Annotated in this window: 15 protein-coding genes and 1 riboswitch; of the genes, 8 read left to right on the top strand and 7 right to left on the bottom strand. The window is 60.5% G+C overall.

The features are described from left to right. Positions 1 to 69 precede the first annotated feature (69 nt). Positions 70 to 855 (top strand): 2OG-Fe(II) oxygenase, encoded by a 786-nt coding sequence (locus P3T43_RS29255; protein WP_429284484.1) that lies wholly within the window; start codon positions 70 to 72, stop codon positions 853 to 855. A 128-nt stretch (positions 856 to 983) separates the two neighbouring features. Here P3T43_RS29255 and P3T43_RS29260 read toward each other — a convergent pair whose 3' ends face one another. Next, positions 984 to 2132: a porin gene (locus P3T43_RS29260; protein WP_429284485.1), complete on the bottom strand. Its 1149-nt coding sequence runs from the start codon at positions 2130 to 2132 to the stop codon at positions 984 to 986. A gap of 831 nt (positions 2133 to 2963) precedes the next feature. Here P3T43_RS29260 and P3T43_RS29265 point away from each other — a divergent pair. The 3 genes from P3T43_RS29265 (at position 2964) to P3T43_RS29275 (ending at position 7055) form a co-directional block, all read left to right on the top strand. After that, the gene (locus tag P3T43_RS29265; RefSeq protein ID WP_429284486.1) at positions 2964 to 4916 is read left to right on the top strand and encodes an FUSC family protein; all 1953 of its coding nucleotides are present in this window, start codon (positions 2964 to 2966) and stop codon (positions 4914 to 4916) included. A 272-nt stretch (positions 4917 to 5188) separates the two neighbouring features. Further along, positions 5189 to 6262 carry a Dyp-type peroxidase gene (locus P3T43_RS29270; protein WP_429284487.1) on the top strand — a complete coding sequence of 358 codons (1074 nt, stop codon included), beginning with the start codon at positions 5189 to 5191 and terminating at the stop codon, positions 6260 to 6262. Further along, complete coding sequence (locus tag P3T43_RS29275; protein ID WP_429284488.1) at positions 6255 to 7055, top strand: family 1 encapsulin nanocompartment shell protein; 801 nt, start codon at positions 6255 to 6257, stop codon at positions 7053 to 7055. The genes P3T43_RS29270 and P3T43_RS29275 overlap by 8 nt, the downstream gene beginning before the upstream one ends. A gap of 273 nt (positions 7056 to 7328) precedes the next feature. On the opposite strand, the gene P3T43_RS29280 is transcribed toward P3T43_RS29275, so the two are convergent. The 4 genes from P3T43_RS29280 to P3T43_RS29295 form a co-directional block, all read right to left on the bottom strand. After that, positions 7329 to 8600, bottom strand: coding sequence for a hypothetical protein (locus tag P3T43_RS29280; RefSeq protein WP_429284489.1), 1272 nt, complete (start codon positions 8598 to 8600; stop codon positions 7329 to 7331). Beyond that, complete coding sequence (locus tag P3T43_RS29285) at positions 8597 to 8794, bottom strand: hypothetical protein (RefSeq protein WP_429284490.1); 198 nt, start codon at positions 8792 to 8794, stop codon at positions 8597 to 8599. Before P3T43_RS29285 ends, P3T43_RS29280 begins: the two co-directional genes overlap by 4 nt. A gap of 320 nt (positions 8795 to 9114) precedes the next feature. Further along, the gene (locus P3T43_RS29290; protein WP_429284491.1) at positions 9115 to 9561 is read right to left on the bottom strand and encodes a hypothetical protein; all 447 of its coding nucleotides are present in this window, start codon (positions 9559 to 9561) and stop codon (positions 9115 to 9117) included. Positions 9562 to 10144: 583 nt separating this feature from the next. Continuing rightward, positions 10145 to 11068 (bottom strand): CHAD domain-containing protein, encoded by a 924-nt coding sequence (locus tag P3T43_RS29295; RefSeq protein ID WP_429284492.1) that lies wholly within the window; start codon positions 11066 to 11068, stop codon positions 10145 to 10147. A 157-nt stretch (positions 11069 to 11225) separates the two neighbouring features. Between P3T43_RS29295 and P3T43_RS29300 the strand changes: the two genes are divergently transcribed. Beyond that, complete coding sequence (locus P3T43_RS29300) at positions 11226 to 11498, top strand: hypothetical protein (RefSeq protein ID WP_429284493.1); 273 nt, start codon at positions 11226 to 11228, stop codon at positions 11496 to 11498. A 52-nt stretch (positions 11499 to 11550) separates the two neighbouring features. Next, positions 11551 to 13032: an alkaline phosphatase family protein gene (locus P3T43_RS29305; RefSeq protein WP_429284494.1), complete on the top strand. Its 1482-nt coding sequence runs from the start codon at positions 11551 to 11553 to the stop codon at positions 13030 to 13032. Here the strand turns inward: P3T43_RS29305 and P3T43_RS29310 are convergent. Next, a complete protein-coding gene (locus P3T43_RS29310) occupies positions 13029 to 13610 on the bottom strand; it encodes a TetR/AcrR family transcriptional regulator (RefSeq protein WP_429284495.1) in 582 nt (193 codons plus the stop codon). The two genes, P3T43_RS29305 and P3T43_RS29310, sit on opposite strands and share 4 nt — an antisense overlap. A 206-nt stretch (positions 13611 to 13816) precedes the next feature. Here P3T43_RS29310 and P3T43_RS29315 point away from each other — a divergent pair, with 206 nt between their 5' ends. After that, positions 13817 to 14593, top strand: coding sequence for an SDR family NAD(P)-dependent oxidoreductase (locus P3T43_RS29315; RefSeq protein WP_429284496.1), 777 nt, complete (start codon positions 13817 to 13819; stop codon positions 14591 to 14593). Between the two features lie 76 nt (positions 14594 to 14669). On the opposite strand, the gene P3T43_RS29320 is transcribed toward P3T43_RS29315, so the two are convergent. Then, on the bottom strand, positions 14670 to 16604 hold the full coding sequence (locus tag P3T43_RS29320) for a TonB-dependent receptor domain-containing protein (protein ID WP_429284497.1): 1935 nt from the start codon (positions 16602 to 16604) through the stop codon (positions 14670 to 14672). Positions 16605 to 16961: 357 nt separating this feature from the next. Next, positions 16962 to 17051: riboswitch (adenosylcobalamin (AdoCbl) riboswitch) on the bottom strand. A gap of 154 nt (positions 17052 to 17205) precedes the next feature. On the opposite strand from P3T43_RS29320, the gene P3T43_RS29325 reads away from it, so the two are divergent. Beyond that, complete coding sequence (locus P3T43_RS29325) at positions 17206 to 17832, top strand: ABC transporter ATP-binding protein (protein WP_429284498.1); 627 nt, start codon at positions 17206 to 17208, stop codon at positions 17830 to 17832. Positions 17833 to 17846 lie beyond the last annotated feature (14 nt).

A 17846-nucleotide genomic window follows, 5' to 3' on the forward strand; every position in this document is an offset into this window, starting at 1 on the left:
AGACCCGGAGTGTCTGACATTGCGCGCATTCGTACACTCAGCCTATTGAAACAGATTTCGGAACTGGCCATGAATACCGTATTGAAGCCCCTTGCCGACAGCCTGCACCTCAAGTGTGAGACTGCCGTGCCAAACGAAGCCTCGATCCCGGAGATGGCCCAGCGCATCGATGCGGTGGACTGGCACGACGTCGAAATGGACCTGAACCAGCATGGCAGCGCCATGTTGCGCGGCCTCCTGTCAGCGCAGGAATGCGACGCGCTCGTCGCGCTCTATGCGCGTGACGAACTGTATCGCAGCCGTGTCGTGATGGAGCGCCACGGTTTTGGACGCGGCGAATACAAGTACTTCGACTATCCGCTGCCGGATCTGGTCGGCGCACTACGGACCTGCGCGTATCCGCGTCTCGCGCCAGTGGCGAACCGCTGGAATCAGAGCATGCACATCGACGTGCGATATCCCGCCCTGCACGCCGATTTCATCCAGCGCTGTCACGACGCCGGTCAACTGAGGCCAACGCCGCTCATCCTGCAGTACGGCAAGGACGACTACAACTGCCTGCATCAGGATCTGTACGGCGAGCACGTGTTTCCGCTGCAGCTTGCCGTTCTGCTATCGGAACCGGATGAGGACTTCACGGGCGGTGAGTTTGTGATGACCGAACAGCGGCCACGCATGCAATCTCGCGTGGAGGTCGTGCCATTGCGCAAAGGCGATGCCGTGGTGTTCGCGGTGCATCACCGGCCCGTCCAGGGCACGCGGGGGAGTTATCGCGTCAATCTGCGGCACGGCGTTAGCCGCCTGCTTTCCGGGCATCGGCATACGCTTGGCGTGATCTTCCACGACGCGTTGTGAATGGGTGCGCGGCGGACAGGTTGCTGCGCAAAAAAAAGCTCATCGGGTATCTCGCGATACCGGATGAGCCGACTAAAGACATCACGTCACACGCGTCGCGTTACGTAATGTCGCGTGGAGCAAAAAATTTAGAACTGGTGACGCAGGGCAACGCGGACCACGGTCTGGTTCGAGGTCGACGACGGTGCGTCGGTACCGAGCACGAAACCATTGTCCAGAACCGAGTTGGTACGGTCGCCGGAGACATCCTGGTACACGCCCTGGATGTAGACGTCGGTCCGCTTCGACAGGTTGTAGTCAGCCATCAGGCCGACCGTTTGAATCTTCGGCTTCAGGTTGCCCGTCGACGATTCGAAGTTCTCGATCGTGTAGACGTATTCCGCGCCCACATAGAACGACGGCGTGATCTGATACTTGCCGTTCACTTCGATGTTCTGGAACTTCAGCGCGTTGAGCGTCGAACCCGTCACGAGAGGAGCGGTCGTGCTGATGTAGCCGTTCGCTGTCGGGTTCTTGTAGTTCGAGTTGCTGTACGCAACGCCCACCGTGGCCGGCCCGAACGTGTAGTTGACGCCGGCGCCCCATACGCGCATGCGCTGAGCGATGAAGCTCGCGTCATTGGTCGTGATTGCGCCGCCGGTGGTTTCGCCCGGGTTGTCCGCCTGCATGTATGCAGCAGCGACCAGCAGGCCGCCATTGGCGTATTGGCCGCCAAAGCTGTAGGCACGGTCGTTGGCAAAATTCGTGTCGTTGCTGAACGCATACGCGCCGCCGAACTGGAAGCCGCCGATATTCGGGCTGGCGTACTTGACGGCATTGTCCAGACGGAACGAGTTGTCGGTGTTGTCGTTATCGTACGGGTGGGCAAACAGGTAGCCGGCCCAGTTGCCGTTAGCCGTGGTTTGCGCGAAGTAGTCGACCACCGAGTCGTACTGGCGGCCGAGCGTGACCGTACCGTACGTGTTGTCTGCCAGACCGACGTAAGCCTGACGACCGAACAGGCGGCCGCCTTCGGCCAGCGCGCCGTTGCTTGCGTTGAAGCCGTTTTCCAACTGGAAGATGGCCTTCATGCCGCCGCCCAGATCTTCCGAACCCTTGAGGCCCCAACGGCTGCCCTGTGCATAGCCGCTCGCCATTTCGAACGCATGGCTCCCGCCGACGTTGCTCGTGTAGTTGATACCTTGGTCGAGCACGCCATACAAGGTGACGCTGCTTTGAGCGAATACGGGGGCGACAAATGCTGCGGATACAGCCAATGCGATGACCTGCTTTTTCATTACGATCTCCGGGCTTGGAATAATCAAACGACGCGCTTTTTTGAACTGTTATTGCGAGTTCAACAACAAACTTCGTCGGCAGTTTCGGGTTCAAAAACACACAACGGACGGGATGCTTGCATGCCGTGTGCGGGGCGTCTATTGGGAGTAGACGCGAAGTTGAAAAAGCGTTGCGAAATGCCAACCTGGAGCGATCCAATACTCAGGATTGACGTTGCGGAAAGGCCTTAAATGCAGTCATTTCCACGGTTTGCCACCCTTTTTGAAAGCCCAGTGTTTTGTACGACAGCTGCGTAGATTGTCGGCTGGCGCAGCGCCCAAGATAGAGGAAAACAAAGACACTGTCGATGTGAAATTTCGCCTGATATTTGATTAGGAAACCGTATTAATTCGATAAGCAAAACTGCGAGTCTTCACCTTTCCGATTGACGTTCGCGAATGCGACGAATCATGTCCAAACGCAAATCGCGTGGACACCGCCTTCGCTTCTCATTCCATCGCCCTGAATCACGCGCAGCATTTCATTTGGGTTTGCTATTTCTTTCAATATTCATACAGGCCATGCAGCCCATTGGACCGCTTTTCCGAACACAACGAATTTTGACCAGATATGATTCGGGAAAACCCGAACACGCCGCCGCTTTGCGGAAGCGTTGCGCCGCAGTCGATGCGGCCATGTACGGGTGATGTCATGCGTCGTCGAACGGGCTTTTGGCCGGTGATCCTGGCTGAAGGCCCGTTTCGACGATCTGAAGCAGGCGGGTGACCTACCCGCCCAGTCGCAGTCGGCCACAAGCCGGTCTCGATTGATTAGCCTGGATATCATCGATCATGATTGCTGTCGCGTTTTCGCGCGTCGCCGGCCGCCTGTTGGTTGCGGACCCGGGACTTGTACGCCTCCACACCGCCTTGCGCGTCACCCTTGCCTGCCTGTTGAGCGCTGTCGCCTGCGTCTCATGGACTGCCGGTCATCGCGAGCCGATCACCGTTGCCGCCCTCGGCGTCCTTTTCAGCATGATCGCGCCACTTTTCGTGCGCGACGCACGCCGCAGCGCGTGGTTCGTCACCCTGTTCTATCTCTATCTCTCTGGCTGCATGAACTTCGCCGTAGCTGCCGCGTTGAGTCACTATCCGCTGGCGGGCGACGCCGCTTTTCTGCTCGTCATGTTCACCGGCATGCTGTGCCAGGCCTGCGGACCACGCGCGCTCGGCTGCGCCATGCTCGGCGTCGTCACTTTTTATCTCGGGCTCTATCTGCACCCGACCGTCGTCGAAGCGACGCAATCCGTTGCGTTGTCAGTGACGGGGCCCGTGATGGTGGCGCTGGTCGGCCGCCTGATCGTTCCTATGCGGGCGGCGCGGACGTTGCGACTCGCGGTCCACACCGTCACGCTGCGCGCCCAGCGTGTGCTGGCCGCGACGCGCGCCGGGCAGGCGCCGAGCGTGGCGACTGCCACTCGCGTCTCCGAACTGAACGAGGCCGCGCTCGCGCTCGAAGAGCAACTTGCGCTGTTGAACCCGACAGACGCCGCCACGCTCCGCGAACGGCTCGTCGAACTGGAAGTGGCCGCCGGCCATACGACCTTCGGCGCGGCCCCGGTAGCAGCGACGATGGATCCGCTACGCCGCGCTATCGAACGGCTCAAACGAGCGGCCAAACTGCAGCGCGTCTCGCACACGCGCTGCGCGGCACGCAGCAAGCAGAACGCCGCCGAATGGCTTGCCGACATCCGCGCCAGGCTTGCCTGGCTGCCCGCGGCACGCGCCACCACGGCGGCATTGCTCGCCATGGTGATCGGCCACTCGCTCTCGCCGGAGCGCTGGTTCTGGGCGGTCATCACGACCTTCGTCGTGTTTCTCGGCACCCGCTCACGCGCCGATACCGTCTACCGCGGCGCGCAACGGCTTGCCGGCACACTCGCAGGCGCGCTTGCCAGCATGCTGTTGGCGAGCGCGCTGCACGATGCCCCGCTACTGATGATCGCGGCAATGGCGGTGTGCGTGTTCGGCTGGGCGTACTACATCCTGAGCGCGTATGCGCCGGGGGTGTTCTTTATCACGGTGCTGGTCGGTCTCGTCTACGGACAACTGGGCTTTGCGATGGGACCGCTTATCCAGTTGCGCATCGAAGAGGTGATGGTGGGCTGCAGCGTGTCGTTTGCCGTGGCGATCCTGATGATGCCGCTGGCGGCCACGCACCATGTCGAAGCGCGGATCACCGCCGTGCTCGCGGCGCTCAGGCAAGTGGTGAGGCTTGCCACGCAACCAGGGACATCACCGCGCGATCCTGCCGCGGCCAGTGCGGCGATGCGCGTGCTGGATCGAAGCTGGCATGACCTGCGCATCGCGTTGCGGCCTTTGCAGACGCAACGGGTGTTCGTGTGGAATCCGGCGGTCGAACTTGCGACCGGATCATTGCTGAGTTGTCTGCACTGGGCTCGCGTGTTGTGCCGCCAAAACGCTCTCGATGCTACGCAAGGCCTTGCGAATAACGACGCCGCCTCGCACGATGCCGGTGCCGGTGCCGGTGCCGCACATGCCGCGTCGATTCTTGCGCGACTCGATGCCATGATTGCCCGCTATAACGGAGACGCTGCATCGGTTCTCGCCGACGAGCACTTCGCGAGCGCACACAGTGCGGCTCGCGTGATGGCTTATCCCGGTGATGCCCAAACCTTGGCGCAACTGGAAGGCGCCGTGGCGCAACTCGCCGACCGCCTCGCTCAGCCCGACGCCAGCATGCAGAAACGCTTGAACTGGGCGTTAAGAACCCGGAGCACGTAGGACCGTCAGTCGAATTTTGCGCACAGGGGTCCGTCTCGCTTGCGATCGAGCGAGACCCTCACCGCACATCGCTCAACGCGAACCCCGAACCCTGTCCGCAAGCGGCTGCCTCCACCGAGGACCCGACCGGTCCGCGCCCCTGAACCTGTCACGCATTAAATCCCGCTCCCTGCTACCCTTGGCGTTCTCAGACGCCTCGGGTGAGCTATCCTGTTGCCGAGCGCGATCTTTGCCACTTCTCCTTGACCTGCCCGCCCAGAAAGGCCGAAGCGATGTCCGATACTCCGATCCCTGCTGCCGTCACCCACGAACCGCAAGCCGTGTCCGTACAGGTAACGCCCAGTGCAATCTTCATTGTTGCGACCGTCAACCCGGACCCTGCCAGTCGTGAAACCGTGCGCGCGTGGTGCGGCGATATTGCCGCACTGGTGCGCGCGGTCGGCAAACGGGTGCCGGCGGGGGGCCTGTCCTGCGTTTGCGGGTTTGGCTCAGAGGCATGGGATGCGCTGTTCGGCGCGCCACGCCCGGCCGGTCTGCATCCGTTCCGCGAATTCGGCTCAGGCGAACGGCTGGCGGTGGCCACACCGGGCGATCTCCTGCTGCACATCCGCGCCAATCAGATGGACCTATGCTTTGAGCTGGCCGCTCAATTGATGGGCCGGCTTCGCACCGCCGTGACCACCGTCGATGAAATCCAGGGCTTCCGGAATTTCGATCAGCGCGCCATGATCGGGTTCGTGGACGGCACCGAGAATCCGACCGGCGACGAGGCGGTCGTGTTCACCGTGATCGGCGAGGAAGACCCCGAGTTTGCCGGCGGCAGCTATGTGCTCACGCAGAAGTATCTGCACGACATGACGGGCTGGAATGCGCTCTCGGTAGAGACGCAGGAGCGCATTATCGGCCGCACCAAACTCGCCGATATCGAACTGGACGCGGCCGTGAAACCCACTTCGTCGCACAGCTCGCTGACCACGCTCGACGAGAACGGCGAGGAGGTCAAGATTCTGCGCGACAACATGCCGTTCGGCCGGCCGGGCTTCGGCGAGTTCGGCACGTACTTTATCGGCTATGCGCGCTCGCCTGCGCCGATCGAGCAGATGCTGGAGAACATGTTTGTCGGGCGCCCGCCGGGCAACTACGACCGGCTGCTCGATTACAGCCGCGCGGTCACCGGTGGTCTGTTTTTTGTGCCTTCGGCGCCGCTGCTCGAAGCGCTGGCGGATCGCGCGCCCTCCGCCGTGACACACGAAGTCGCCGCCCCCGAATCCCCGCCGTCTGCCGAACCCGTCAGCGATGGTTCGCTGAACATCGGCTCTCTCAAAGGAGCACCTCAATATGAATAACCTGCATCGCGAACTCGCCCCCATATCCGCGGCCGCCTGGGCGCAGATCGAGGAAGAAGTCGCGCGGACCTTCAAGCGTTCTGTGGCGGGCCGTCGCGTGGTGGATGTCGAGGGGCCGGGCGGCGCGAGTCTCGCCGCCGTCGGCACGGGTCATCAAACGACCATCGCCGCGCCGCAGGCAGGCGTCACTGCACGGCAGCGCGAGGTAAAAGCGCTGGTGGAACTGCGCGTGCCATTCGAATTGACCCGTGAGGCGATCGACGACGTGGAACGCGGCGCGGAAGACTCTGACTGGCAACCGGCGAAAGACGCCGCCCAGCAACTGGCCTATGCCGAGGATCGAGCGATTTTCGATGGCTACAAGGCAGCGAATATCGTTGGTATTCGAGAAGGCTCGTCGAATCCCACGCTTAACCTTCCAGCGGACCTAAGCGACTATCCGGCGGTGATTGCCAAGGCACTGGAGCAACTGCGCCTTGCCGGGGTGGACGGTCCGTATTCGGTTCTGTTGGGCGCGGATGCTTATACCGCCGTCAGCGAGGCGAGCGATCAGGGTTATCCGGTGCTGGAGCATATCAAGCGGCTGGTGAATGGCGAGATCATCTGGGCGCCGGCAATTGACGGCGGTAGCGTGCTGTCCACGCGTGGCGGGGACTTTGATCTGCATATCGGGCAAGATTTATCCATCGGCTATCTGAGCCATACCGATCAGGTGGTGCGGCTGTATTTGCAGGAGTCGCTGACTTTCCTGATGCAGACGAGTGAGGCGTCGGTGGCGGTGTTGCCGGAGTAGGCGACGCGCTGGCAGGAGACAAAAAAGGCGCCGCGGCGCCTTTTTTTGTAGGGCGAAATCTTATTCCTGGTAAAACGAGTCGAAACTCTTTGCTGCAACCTTCATATCTGCTCGATTCACCGCGTTCGCTCAGAGAACGGGAAGCCGGTTAATCTCCGATCACAAACCCTGGATTTTTTTCGAAGACCGCAAACGGGTAGTGCTTCCGCGTGAACTCGATGACATCACTAGGCCCAGCCATTGCGGCTAGCTCCTGTTTTCGGTCCGCGTAAATCACCCATTTGCCACTGAGAGGAAAGACGACATACTGCTCCGAGTTTGCGTCGAACGCATCCGCCAAGCTGCCCCCTGGATCTGAGTTGAGTGATTCAACAAAATCCTGATCCGAATGCTCAGGCAAAAAAATGAATGCGAGATATTTCGCGAAATGGCGATAAAAGTATGTTTCAGGCGCGGGCCGCAAAATAAGTGCCGCAAACTCGATTTCTTGTCTCTTCGAACGCCGTTGGCCGGACTCGCGTTTTCGTTGAACTTGAAGAGATCGATTCGTCCGCGCCGGTCGTAGCGCAAGGAGAAATCGCCGGTCGGGTTATAGCCCTGCAGCGCGCGATGGGCGGCGTCCCGCGTGATCATTTCCGTAGCGTCTGGAATCGCTTCCACCGTGGCGATCGCAAAGGCATTACCCATTGCGTCGCGGACCACTTTCCACTGTCCGGTGACCTTCCCGTCCGCCATCTGTTGAACGAACGCAAGCCGGTTCGTTGCGTCGTACGTCATTCCATATGCGACGGTCACACCGTCTGACTCCCTTGCGTCGAAGGCAGTGGCGCCAGTTGGATCGGTGGTCGGTGTTTCGCTAACACCGGTCGTGTTACCGTTCGCGTCATATACGAACGACTGCATCATCTTCGGCGAAGCAATCATCGACGGACGCAACGTCGTCCCGTCGGCATAACGGATCGTGGTTATCGACGTGCCGCTCGCGCTTTTTACGGTGGCGCGAACCGGCCGTCCGGTATCGTCGTAGATGTATTCCGACGTGCCGCCGCTTGCGTCAGCGTCCTTCAGCAGATTGCCCGACGCGTCCCACGTGGAGCTGCTATTGCCTGCGGCAGACGTCGTTCCCGTAGGCCGAAGCACGCCGCCAATCGACGACATGTTCAGCGTAGTGCTACCTTTGCGACCGGTAATGACGGTCGAGCCGGTGTGATAGCCAAATTGCACGTCTTGCGCGCCATTGGGATGACTGACGCCCACCGCACGGCCCTGAGCATCGTAGCTCCACGTCGCAACGCGGTTGCCTGCCTCGTCAATCTCGCCCGTCAGTCCATTCTTGAAGCGTCCGTCGTCGTAGACATAACGGCGTACATAGCCATCGGGCCACGTAACAGAAACGAGATTGCCGTTCACGTCATACCCGTACTGCGTCATGCGGCTCAGCGGGTCGTTCAGACGCGACAGACGGTTCTTGTCGTCATAGTCGAGACGAAGCGTGATGTCCTTGTTCGCGTCCGTGCCAGCCGCATGCTGCGTGATCGCGCTCACGCGTCGATCAGGGACCACGTGTTGATGCATGCGTAGTTGGCCAGGCTGCCGGGTACGCGGCCATAGACATCCCATCGACAGGTGGGCGAACCCGGTGTTGCACCGGTAGCCGCATAAAGCGCGTTGCAGTCAGCCGCATTGGCGCCAAACGTAGCCAGAAGCAGCAGGAATACGGTAAGCAGACGTGCTGCCATGCCTCCTGGACTCTTATCAAATCTGTTGTTTTTCATAGTCGTCCTTGTAGGAATAGCGACCAGCGATGTCAGACGTTTAGTCACGACGGTGACGAAAACCAGGCATCAGATGCAAACCTACTTCAACAGCTGGACGAAGCAGAAAGTCAAAAAATCGCCCCAAAGTTCTCCACAGAAATCTTTCATAAGCCTGTGGATAACCCGAGGGCAAGAGCGCCAAGGCATTGATAAAACGACGTTCTCGCGCACTGCTCTTGCGTGTCACATATCCGAGCGTCGGCACCGTGTAGTTATATCGCGGTGATCTCATCACCGAACGTTCACTTCCCCGACACCATCAGCCTGAGCTTGTTCGAGCCCGCTGTCGTGGCCGTGATTTGCGTCCGCCGATCACGCTCGCCGAGATAGAAATGCTGACGTGCGGGCGTGTTCATGTCGTGGGTCGCCGCCGGCAGGCAAGAGGCGATATCCGCGGCAACGGATTGCAACGCGTCCGCACTCGACCCCGCGTCATGATGCGGCGTCCACAGGCACTGATAGCTGTCGTGGCTTGCATTGCATTGCGCATCGTCGCCATACGGCTGGGCGACGCCGTTCACATCCGCCGGACTCAGACCGGTAAAACCATCCGGCGCCGCAGCGACGATCCGTTTCAAGGCCGCGCACGGGGACGGCGCGTCATCTGCGTTGGCGACGACGGGCGCGAGCGATGTCGCCGCCGCGATGGCCATTGCAATGCGCAAAACGGTGTATGTCGAGTGTTTCATGAGTTCGACTCCTGATGGCAGATCGGGTGGCGGGGCGCACTTCCGGGCCGCCGTACTTTCCGTCATCAAGCAGCACAATTCGTGCCCCTCGGCTCAAGCTTCGTCCAGGCGCCCCCGCGAAAGCTCGATCCACAGCCGCACGCTTGCAATATTAATTCGCCATCCGAAGTTATTTGACGAACCTTCAGCGAATTGATTACATGTTCAACCCTAACGTTAGGAGGATGTCACTAAAAATTAATGTTGCGACGCAGCATTTATGCGCCTATGCTAACTTCAGCGGAGCCTGGGGCCTTGTTGCCCATCAGGCCCCTAACTGCGGAGGCATACATGACACATCCGCACTCGCCTGCTTTAACGCTTCACGTGTTCGAACAGGATGGTGGCTGGCATTGGGCTCTCACGACCGAACGACAGCACGGTACGGGCAAAAAGGTAGTGGCGTATAGCGAGGACCTATTTGACTCGCAGGCATCGGCGCGCGCGGCAGGAGAACGTGCTGCAACAGACTGGCCGCATGACGCGGGACTCCGCCGGTCGGAATTTGCATAGACGCGGACCGATTTAGGCGAGGCGCTGGCTGTTAGACCATCGAACCCATCGCTCGCAATATGTCGTGCGCGTGGTGCATGTGATGTGCCGTCGCGCGTTGCAGATAGGCAATCGCGTGCTTCACCTGCTTCGCCTCGCCCAACTGGAATGCATATTCTCGAAGCAATGCTTCGCTCGTCACCAGGTCATTCAATGTACCTAGTTCGTCTTGCACCACCGTCAGTCGTTCAATGACAGCCTGGTGCCCGCCATCCAGAACCGGCGAAAAAAACTGCAGCAGATATCGCAGGTTTTTCCCCGCGATACGGACATCGTGAAGGGCCGCATAATCTGAGTCGTGCGTTGGCGCTGCTTTCCTGACGCGCTTTTTCAAAACCCTTTCGGCCGCCTGTACCCGCTCTTCGGCAAAACTTGCAATAGAACGGTCGTCACGGTGCAAATCGAGTTGTCGACGCGCGTTCACCAAAGCCTGCTCGAGTATCCGCTCCACACCCGGATTGCCAATCGCCTTCCGGCTGAACGATAACGCTTCGGCCCGATGTTCCGCGATCACATCGATCAGCACACTCAACGCGTGTTTGTCCCACAGGTCGGATGCCACAATCAGTTCGTGTAAGACATCCCAGTCTCGTGTCCGGCCAGCGGCATCGGCGAGCGACTTGAACTCACGGCGTTGCAGTTTCGCGTCTTTCTTGTCGAGTAGAGGCTCATAGGCCCACCACAACGTGCGCAACCGGCGCATTGCCACACGAAGCTTGTGCAGATCCTCAGGGGCGGCGCTGGCGTTTAGCTTACGAACCCGATCCGCAGCTTCGCCGGAAATCGACGTGGCGAGCAACACGAACGCCTCGACAACCGTCATCGAAGGGACAATCAGTCCTTCCCGTGCATGGGTTTCAATTGGGGACGGTGCAGACGTGTCTGAGATTTCAACGACAACAGGACGGAAACTCATCGTGGGAGGCGCCTTTTGTATCCGGTCGAACATTCGAGTGAGGCGGTAGGGATACTGTCACGATCCTCAGCTAAAGTCCAAACCATCGAAGGCACTGTCCTTTCCGCATTTCGCAATCCTGCATGCTGCCCCGCTTTACCCGCAATTGACGCCTCCCATGACAAACCTTCTCAGTCATCACGAGATAGCTACCCTGTTCGTGCTGTATCGCTCGCCGGAGCGCAGCGTGCGGGCCGATCTCGACGTATTGCCCCTTCAACATGCACATCTGGTTGAAGTCGTAGCCGCGGAATCCGGCCAAAAATTTTACCGCGTGACATCAAAGGGTCATGAACTCGTGCGGCGCTTTGGCCTTGCAAGCCCTGACGAATGTTGGGTCGAACCCGTCGCAACTGCCAAGGTCGAAGCCTCGGGACGCATGCACGCCTAGCGCGATGTCGTACCGTGCCTGAGCCTGCGTTCCCTGCAACGCGCGCCGCGCCATGCAGTCCGTCCGCCGCAACGAGATCGACGAGGGAGAATTCATGGCTAACCAGCTTGCCGCGATTGAGCATGTAGTGGTCCTGATGCTGGAGAACCGATCGTTCGATCACATGCTCGGTTTCCTCTACGCGGATCAGCAGAATCAATCGCCTTCAGGCCAGAGTTTCGACGGACTAACCGGCACTGAATCCAACCCCGCCGCGAATGGCGAAGCCGTGAAGGTCTACGCGATTCAGGCGAGCGACAGCAACGCGTATTTTCAGCCCGGCGCCGATCCCGGCGAAGGCTATAGCGCAACGAATTCGCAGTTGTTCGGCACCATCAATGCGCCCTCGCCGCCTGTTGCCACCAACCAGGGTTTCGTCACCGACTACGTCTACACGCTCGGCTGGGAATCGAAAGAACCCAGTTGGTCAGTGCTGCCAGGTACCGTGGCCTCGAACATCATGGGCATGTACACGCCGGCGATGTTACCGGTGCTCTCAGGACTGGCGCGTGGCTACGCGGTGTGCGACCAGTGGTTCAGTTCAGTGCCTACCGAGACGCTGCCGAATCGCGCTTTTGTCTGCGCGGCAACGAGCCAGGGGCACATGGACGACAAGACCCGAACCTATACCTCACCGAGTATTTTCGGCTTGCTGTCGCAGCACGATCAGAGCTGGATCATCTACGGATACGACCAGCCCCCGCTCACGCGGCTGAACTTCCCGGATACGACGAACGCGTCGGACGACCACTTTGGTCTCTTCACCGACTTCCAGAGCGCGGCACAAAACGGCACGCTGCCGGCCTACACGTTTCTCGAACCGAGTTGGGAGTCCACCGGCAACAGCCAGCACCCCAACTACGATGTCGCCTTGGGCGAACAGTTGATCCACGACGTGTACTACGCCTTACGCAGCAACGAGGCGCAGTGGAACAAGACGCTGTTGATCATCACGTACGACGAGCATGGCGGCTGCTACGACCATGTCGCCCCGCCTCTCGGTGCCGTGCCGCCGGATCATTCGGCGGGCGAGTTCGGGTTCGACTTCAAGCGTTTCGGGCTGCGCGTACCTACCGTGCTGGTTTCGCCATTGATCGCACCGGGCACGGTGTTCCGCGTTCCGGAAGGCACCATGCCGCTCGATCACACCTCGATCCTGAAGACGGTCGAGACGCGCTGGAACCTGCCCGCTCTCACGGCTCGCGACGCAGCCGCGCCTGACGTGGGCGAGGTGCTGACGCTCACGACGCCGCGTAGCGACGATCCGCTCGCTTCGGTGAGCGTGCCGCAATCGGGCGGCATCCACGCCGCGACGGCGGAACTGCCGTCGCATCTGCAACAGGTCCACGCGGATCTGGTATCGCGCCTGCCCGTGCCCGACACGAACGGCGGCACGTTTCATCAGATGCCGGTCTTGAAGACCCGCGCCGAGTACGCGGATTACATTGCCTCGCGCACCCAGGCATGGCTTGCGAGTCGTAAGACGGCGGCCTAACGACCTGCATCATCCTGCGTCATCACCAGCGCGAGCGATGACGCGAGAATCGATTTAGCGAGCGCGTCGTCATCTACCGCGCGCGCGAGCGTGATGGCGCCAACAATCGTCGCGACGATACCCAGTGCCGCCTTCTCGTCGCCGCTCGACGTGGCCTCAGCAACACGCGCCGTGAGGTCATGCAGATACCGCGTCAACAGCGCCCGCACATCGGCGCTCGCATGCCGCGCCTCGCCGGCTAATGCGCACAGCGCACACCCCTCGCCTGGATTCTCCATGTGGCGCTCGTTCAGGAACATCTCCGCGATGAACCGCAGCGGTGTCCCGCCAGGCTCCCCGTTATCGGCCTCGTGCGCCACGATGCGCTCGCGGCTTCGCTTCAGCGCATATTCGAGCGCCTCTACGATCAACGCATCGCGCGATGCGAAGTGCCCATAGAACGCCCCATGCGTGAGCCCCGCGCTGCGCATGCAGTCGGCCACACCGAGCGCCTCGATGCCGTGCTCGCGAATCTGCCGCGACGCATTTTCCAGAACTCGCTGCCGGCTCTCAGCCTTTTGTGCCTGCGAATAGCCCATTTTTTTCTCCGTGACGCTTGACAATCTGCATGACGAGCATAATACTGAAAATGTGCATGACGATCAACATACAGATTGACCGGATGTTGGCAGTGCTCGTGATGGTTCGGATGCGGCTGCGCTTCAGCGCCGCGTAACAGGTCTCACAAAGCGAGGAGCCGCGGCTCTAAACGCGCTCTCGCGGCGTACTACACAGGAGAAGGACGATGCGTTTTACTGAAAAAACGGCGCTTGTAACGGGCGGCAACAGCGGTATTGGCTTCGCGGCGGCACAACTTTTGATCGCGGAAGGTGCGCGAGTCGTGGTTACGGGGCGCGATCGCGCGAAGCTGGACAGCGCAGTGGCTGAACTGGGTGAAAAGGCTCTTGGCATCGCGGTGGATCTCGACGATCCGCTCGCCATCGATTCGATGTTCAAGCAGATTCAGGAGGCCTACGGCTCGCTCGACGTAGTCTTCGCCAACGCGGGCATTTCCGGTCCCACGCCGCTCGGCGGCACGACCGCCGCCGCGTTCGAGGCGATTCTGCGCACCAACCTCACCGCGGTTTTTCTCACTGTTCAAGGCGCGCTGCCGCTGATGAGCGCCGGTGGTTCGATCGTCCTGAACGGCTCGGTCATGCGTGAACTCGGTTCTCCGGGCTCAGCCGCGTATTCCGCCACCAAGGCCGGCGTAACCGGCATGGCGAAGGTGTTTGCATCCGAACTCGTCACGCGCGGTATTCGTGTAAACACGGTGATCCCGGGTGGCACACGCACGCCGATCTGGACACGGGGCGCACGCGTCGGCGCAACCCTCGATGCCACCGAAGAAGCGCTTGGGGCGGCGATCCCGCTCGCGCGTTTCGCCACGCCTGAAGAAGTGGCCAAAGCCTTCTTGTTCCTCGCCTCAGATGACGCGTCGGGAACCACCGCGGCGGAAATCGTGGTCGACGGCGGCACGACGGGCGCACCGTGGGGCGCACCGCTGTTCCGCAAGGGCTAAAGATAGCGCGCGAGAAATTCGCGCGTAGGGTTGACGGGCTGGCCGCAAGCGATCGATCGCTTGCGGCCAGGCTTGCTTAGAACGTGTAGGAAATCTTACCGAATGCCGTCCGTCCCAACGAGTTGTACCCGTATGCCGTCACGTATTGCCGGTTGAACAGATTCGACAGGTTTGCAGATAGCGTGAGATGTGAATTGATCTTGTACGCCGCACGCAGCCCGACCGTTGTGTACGACGGCAGGTAGATGGAGTTCGCCTGGTCGTCGAACGTCGAGCCGCCATAGAGCAACGACACCCCCGTGCTAAGCGCGTGCAAATGGAACTCGTCCCACACGTGGTCGACGCTCAGGCTGACCGTTTGACGCGGGCGGCGATTCAGCCACGTCTGGTCCGTGACGTCCTGCGGATTCAGAATGCCGACCGCGAGACTGACGGGCGTCGAGTTGCCGAGCGTGCCCTTGTACGAGAGGTCGATGCCCTGAATGTGCGCCCGGCCTACGTTCACTGGTAGAAATGTCACCGAGTCGTACGTGATGAGATCGTGGACACGCGTGTCATAGATAGCGGCCGTGAAGGTACCGAACGACGTGGTGGCGTCCAGTGCTGCCTCGACCGTATCGCTGCGCTCGGGCAGCAGGTTCGGATTCGCGTAGCCCGGATAGTACAGATCGTCGAAAGTCGGCAGACGGAATGCGTTGCCGTACGAGAGCCGCGCCGTATAAATCGGCGTGATTGCACAAGCTACCGCGACATTGCCCGTATTGACCGACTGCCCCTCGACAATCTCGTGACGCCCCGCGAGGAACACGGTCAAATCACCTAACGTCGCCGATTGATGCAGTGAAACGGCGGAATCGTTGCGGGTCGGAACGCCTGTGGGAATGTCGACGGGCAGGAAGGCTTGTTCGCGTGAGAAGTCGTACGCGAGCTTCGTTTCGCCGGACAGCGGCAGGTTGAAAAGACTCAAACCGTGCTCCTGATGGGTCAGCGAAGTCGACGTGCTCAAACGCGTCGAATCGATTTCGTCGGTCGGGATGCCCGGAGTGTTCGTATACAGGAACTGACGATCGTTCGCGTAGCCGACTGACTGGTCGAACTGGGTGAACGGCGTGATGTCCAGGTGGAATGCCACGCCCGTCGTCAGCTGATGATCGAGTTGCCGGTCGTCGCCGCCCGCATCGTCATACGAGAGATCAGACTTGTGGTACAGCGCAAACGTGGAGATCGACCAGTTATCGTGTGCATAGCCGAGGCGTGCGTCCACGTTCTGCGCGTGGTACGGATTACGGCCATCCTCGTGGCCATAGGCCCATGGCGCGGTCGCGTCGATGCCCGCGGTGTTGTAGTCGTGCAGGCCCAGCGAGTACGTCAGACCGGACAATGCCGCGAGCGGACCGGTGGACGGGATCGCGCCCGACGTGCGCACCTGCGTGTCGAAGGTCTTGTTCGAGCCGCCGCCAGCGGAAATCGTGGTCTGGTTCGGCTGATTCGACGCGTGGTTCGTGAACAGTTGCACCACGCCGCCCATGGCGTCGGCACCGAATGACGCGGCCGCAGGGCCCGAAATGACTTCGACACGATCGAACGCGGAGGTCGGCAGATCCGCCCACTCGACCTGGCCGGTGGTCGCGGAACCGACGCGGATACCATCGATGAACACCGCGACCTGATTCGCCGATGAACCTCGGATACTGACGCCGGCCAACGAACCCGGCCCGCCGTTTTGCGTAATCGTGACGCCCGGCAGCGTGGCGAGGGCCTGCGTGATACTGGGGTCGATGGGAGACAGCCGGGCCAGATCCGCACGCGTGAGAACCTGCGTCGAGGCGTAGCGCTGATCGAACGATTGCGGCAGGTGCTGGGTGTCGCCGGTGACGAGAATATTCGGCAGCGTGGTGGCTGCCGCAGCCTGTTGATCCGGCTGCGGTAACGACACGTCGTCCGCGGCATGCGCAAGCTGGCACGCCGAAACGGTCAGAGCCGAAGTGATGATCAAACGACGGAACTTCATAAGGGACAACCTGATTATTAGAAGAATGGATGACATGCTGCGCACGCGAACGCAATGGTTCGAAGTCCGATGCATGTCATTACAAAATGCTTTCTTTTGCGAAACCGGGGCAGCGCTAACCGCAGCGGAGTGTGGGCGGCACCATCATCTCGCGGGCCGCCTGATTAGCGCACCTTAGCGACCTGCGTGCTCGCGCGCCGATGCAAGCGCCAATAGAAACGCGCAACGCAGACTCGCAACGGGACACGAAGCGGAGCCATCGGCGGAATAGGGGTCTAGCTGGAAGTCCGGCTCACAGACAAGGTCGGTCATGCAGATATCTCCAGGGGATTACGCGCCCCAAAGTCGGAAGAGGGATACGACGCCGAGGTCTGACTTCCGGTTCAGGCTGCAACCGGTCACAGTGGCGCGACCGCGCTGGATTTTCACCAGCTTCCACGAGTCGTACGGGCGGTATTTTACGGGTGATCCGATGCCGGTTGAATTTTTTCTGGCCTGGCGTGGGAGGGATTAGACACGGCAGAACGCCCATGCAGCGCGATCAGCACGTCTTCACCGTCGAAGGAATGTAAACTTGTCAGTCTGAGAAAACGGATGAACCATGCTTAGATTCGACAACCTGTGCAAACGCTACGGCGAACGCACTGTCTTTTACGGATTGCATTACAGCGCCAGCACGGGCTGCGTTGCGCTGAACGACGAAAGCGGTAGCGGCAAGTCCACCTTGCTCGCCGTTCTCGCCGGAGAGATCGAACCAGACGCGGGCGAGGTCTGGATTGGCGGCCATTCGCTGCGTACCATTCCGCACGCGGCGAAATCCGCCCTCACCTACATACCCGAAGACTGCCTGACGTTTCCGCTCGAAACCGGGCGTGAGTTTCTCGAACGCGTGGCTGCGCAAAGAAATGCGACGCTCGAGCCATACACGCTCGAACTGGCAAAGCGCTTTGGCCTGACGTCGCATCTTGAGAAACGCTTCGAGCAGATGTCGTTCGGCACGCGCAAGAAAATGTTCCTCACGGCGACTTCGGTTGGCGCGCCCACTGTCGTCATTGCCGATGAACCTGCCGGCGGGCTCGATGCCGCCGCGCGCGCAGTGCTGGTCGATCTGTTTAAAGAGTTGGGCAAGCAGCGGGTGGTTTTCTTTACGAGCTACGATGCCGCATTCACGCAGGCGTGCGAAGCAAAATCGATCAGTTTTGCAGATCTTGCTACCGCGAGCCCATGAGGCTCTTGTGAGGC

The organism is Paraburkholderia sp. GAS41 (genome assembly GCF_050436545.1).
Taxonomy (GTDB): Bacteria; Pseudomonadota; Gammaproteobacteria; order Burkholderiales; family Burkholderiaceae; genus Paraburkholderia.

What these genes read in the sequence shown, in the direction of transcription:
- P3T43_RS29290 (WP_429284491.1), bottom strand. Translation starts at nt 9,561, where the DNA reads ATGAAACACTCGACATACACCGTTTTGCGCATTGCAATGGCCATCGCG.
- P3T43_RS29295 (WP_429284492.1), bottom strand. Translation starts at nt 11,068, where the DNA reads ATGAGTTTCCGTCCTGTTGTCGTTGAAATCTCAGACACGTCTGCACCG.
- P3T43_RS29310 (WP_429284495.1), bottom strand. Translation starts at nt 13,610, where the DNA reads ATGGGCTATTCGCAGGCACAAAAGGCTGAGAGCCGGCAGCGAGTTCTG.
- P3T43_RS29305 (WP_429284494.1), top strand. Translation starts at nt 11,551, where the DNA reads ATGCAGTCCGTCCGCCGCAACGAGATCGACGAGGGAGAATTCATGGCT.
- P3T43_RS29320 (WP_429284497.1), bottom strand. Translation starts at nt 16,604, where the DNA reads ATGAAGTTCCGTCGTTTGATCATCACTTCGGCTCTGACCGTTTCGGCG.
- P3T43_RS29300 (WP_429284493.1), top strand. Translation starts at nt 11,226, where the DNA reads ATGACAAACCTTCTCAGTCATCACGAGATAGCTACCCTGTTCGTGCTG.
- P3T43_RS29285 (WP_429284490.1), bottom strand. Translation starts at nt 8,794, where the DNA reads ATGGCAGCACGTCTGCTTACCGTATTCCTGCTGCTTCTGGCTACGTTT.
- P3T43_RS29325 (WP_429284498.1), top strand. Translation starts at nt 17,206, where the DNA reads ATGCTTAGATTCGACAACCTGTGCAAACGCTACGGCGAACGCACTGTC.
- P3T43_RS29315 (WP_429284496.1), top strand. Translation starts at nt 13,817, where the DNA reads ATGCGTTTTACTGAAAAAACGGCGCTTGTAACGGGCGGCAACAGCGGT.
- P3T43_RS29260 (WP_429284485.1), bottom strand. Translation starts at nt 2,132, where the DNA reads ATGAAAAAGCAGGTCATCGCATTGGCTGTATCCGCAGCATTTGTCGCC.
- P3T43_RS29275 (WP_429284488.1), top strand. Translation starts at nt 6,255, where the DNA reads ATGAATAACCTGCATCGCGAACTCGCCCCCATATCCGCGGCCGCCTGG.
- P3T43_RS29270 (WP_429284487.1), top strand. Translation starts at nt 5,189, where the DNA reads ATGTCCGATACTCCGATCCCTGCTGCCGTCACCCACGAACCGCAAGCC.
- P3T43_RS29255 (WP_429284484.1), top strand. Translation starts at nt 70, where the DNA reads ATGAATACCGTATTGAAGCCCCTTGCCGACAGCCTGCACCTCAAGTGT.
- P3T43_RS29265 (WP_429284486.1), top strand. Translation starts at nt 2,964, where the DNA reads ATGATTGCTGTCGCGTTTTCGCGCGTCGCCGGCCGCCTGTTGGTTGCG.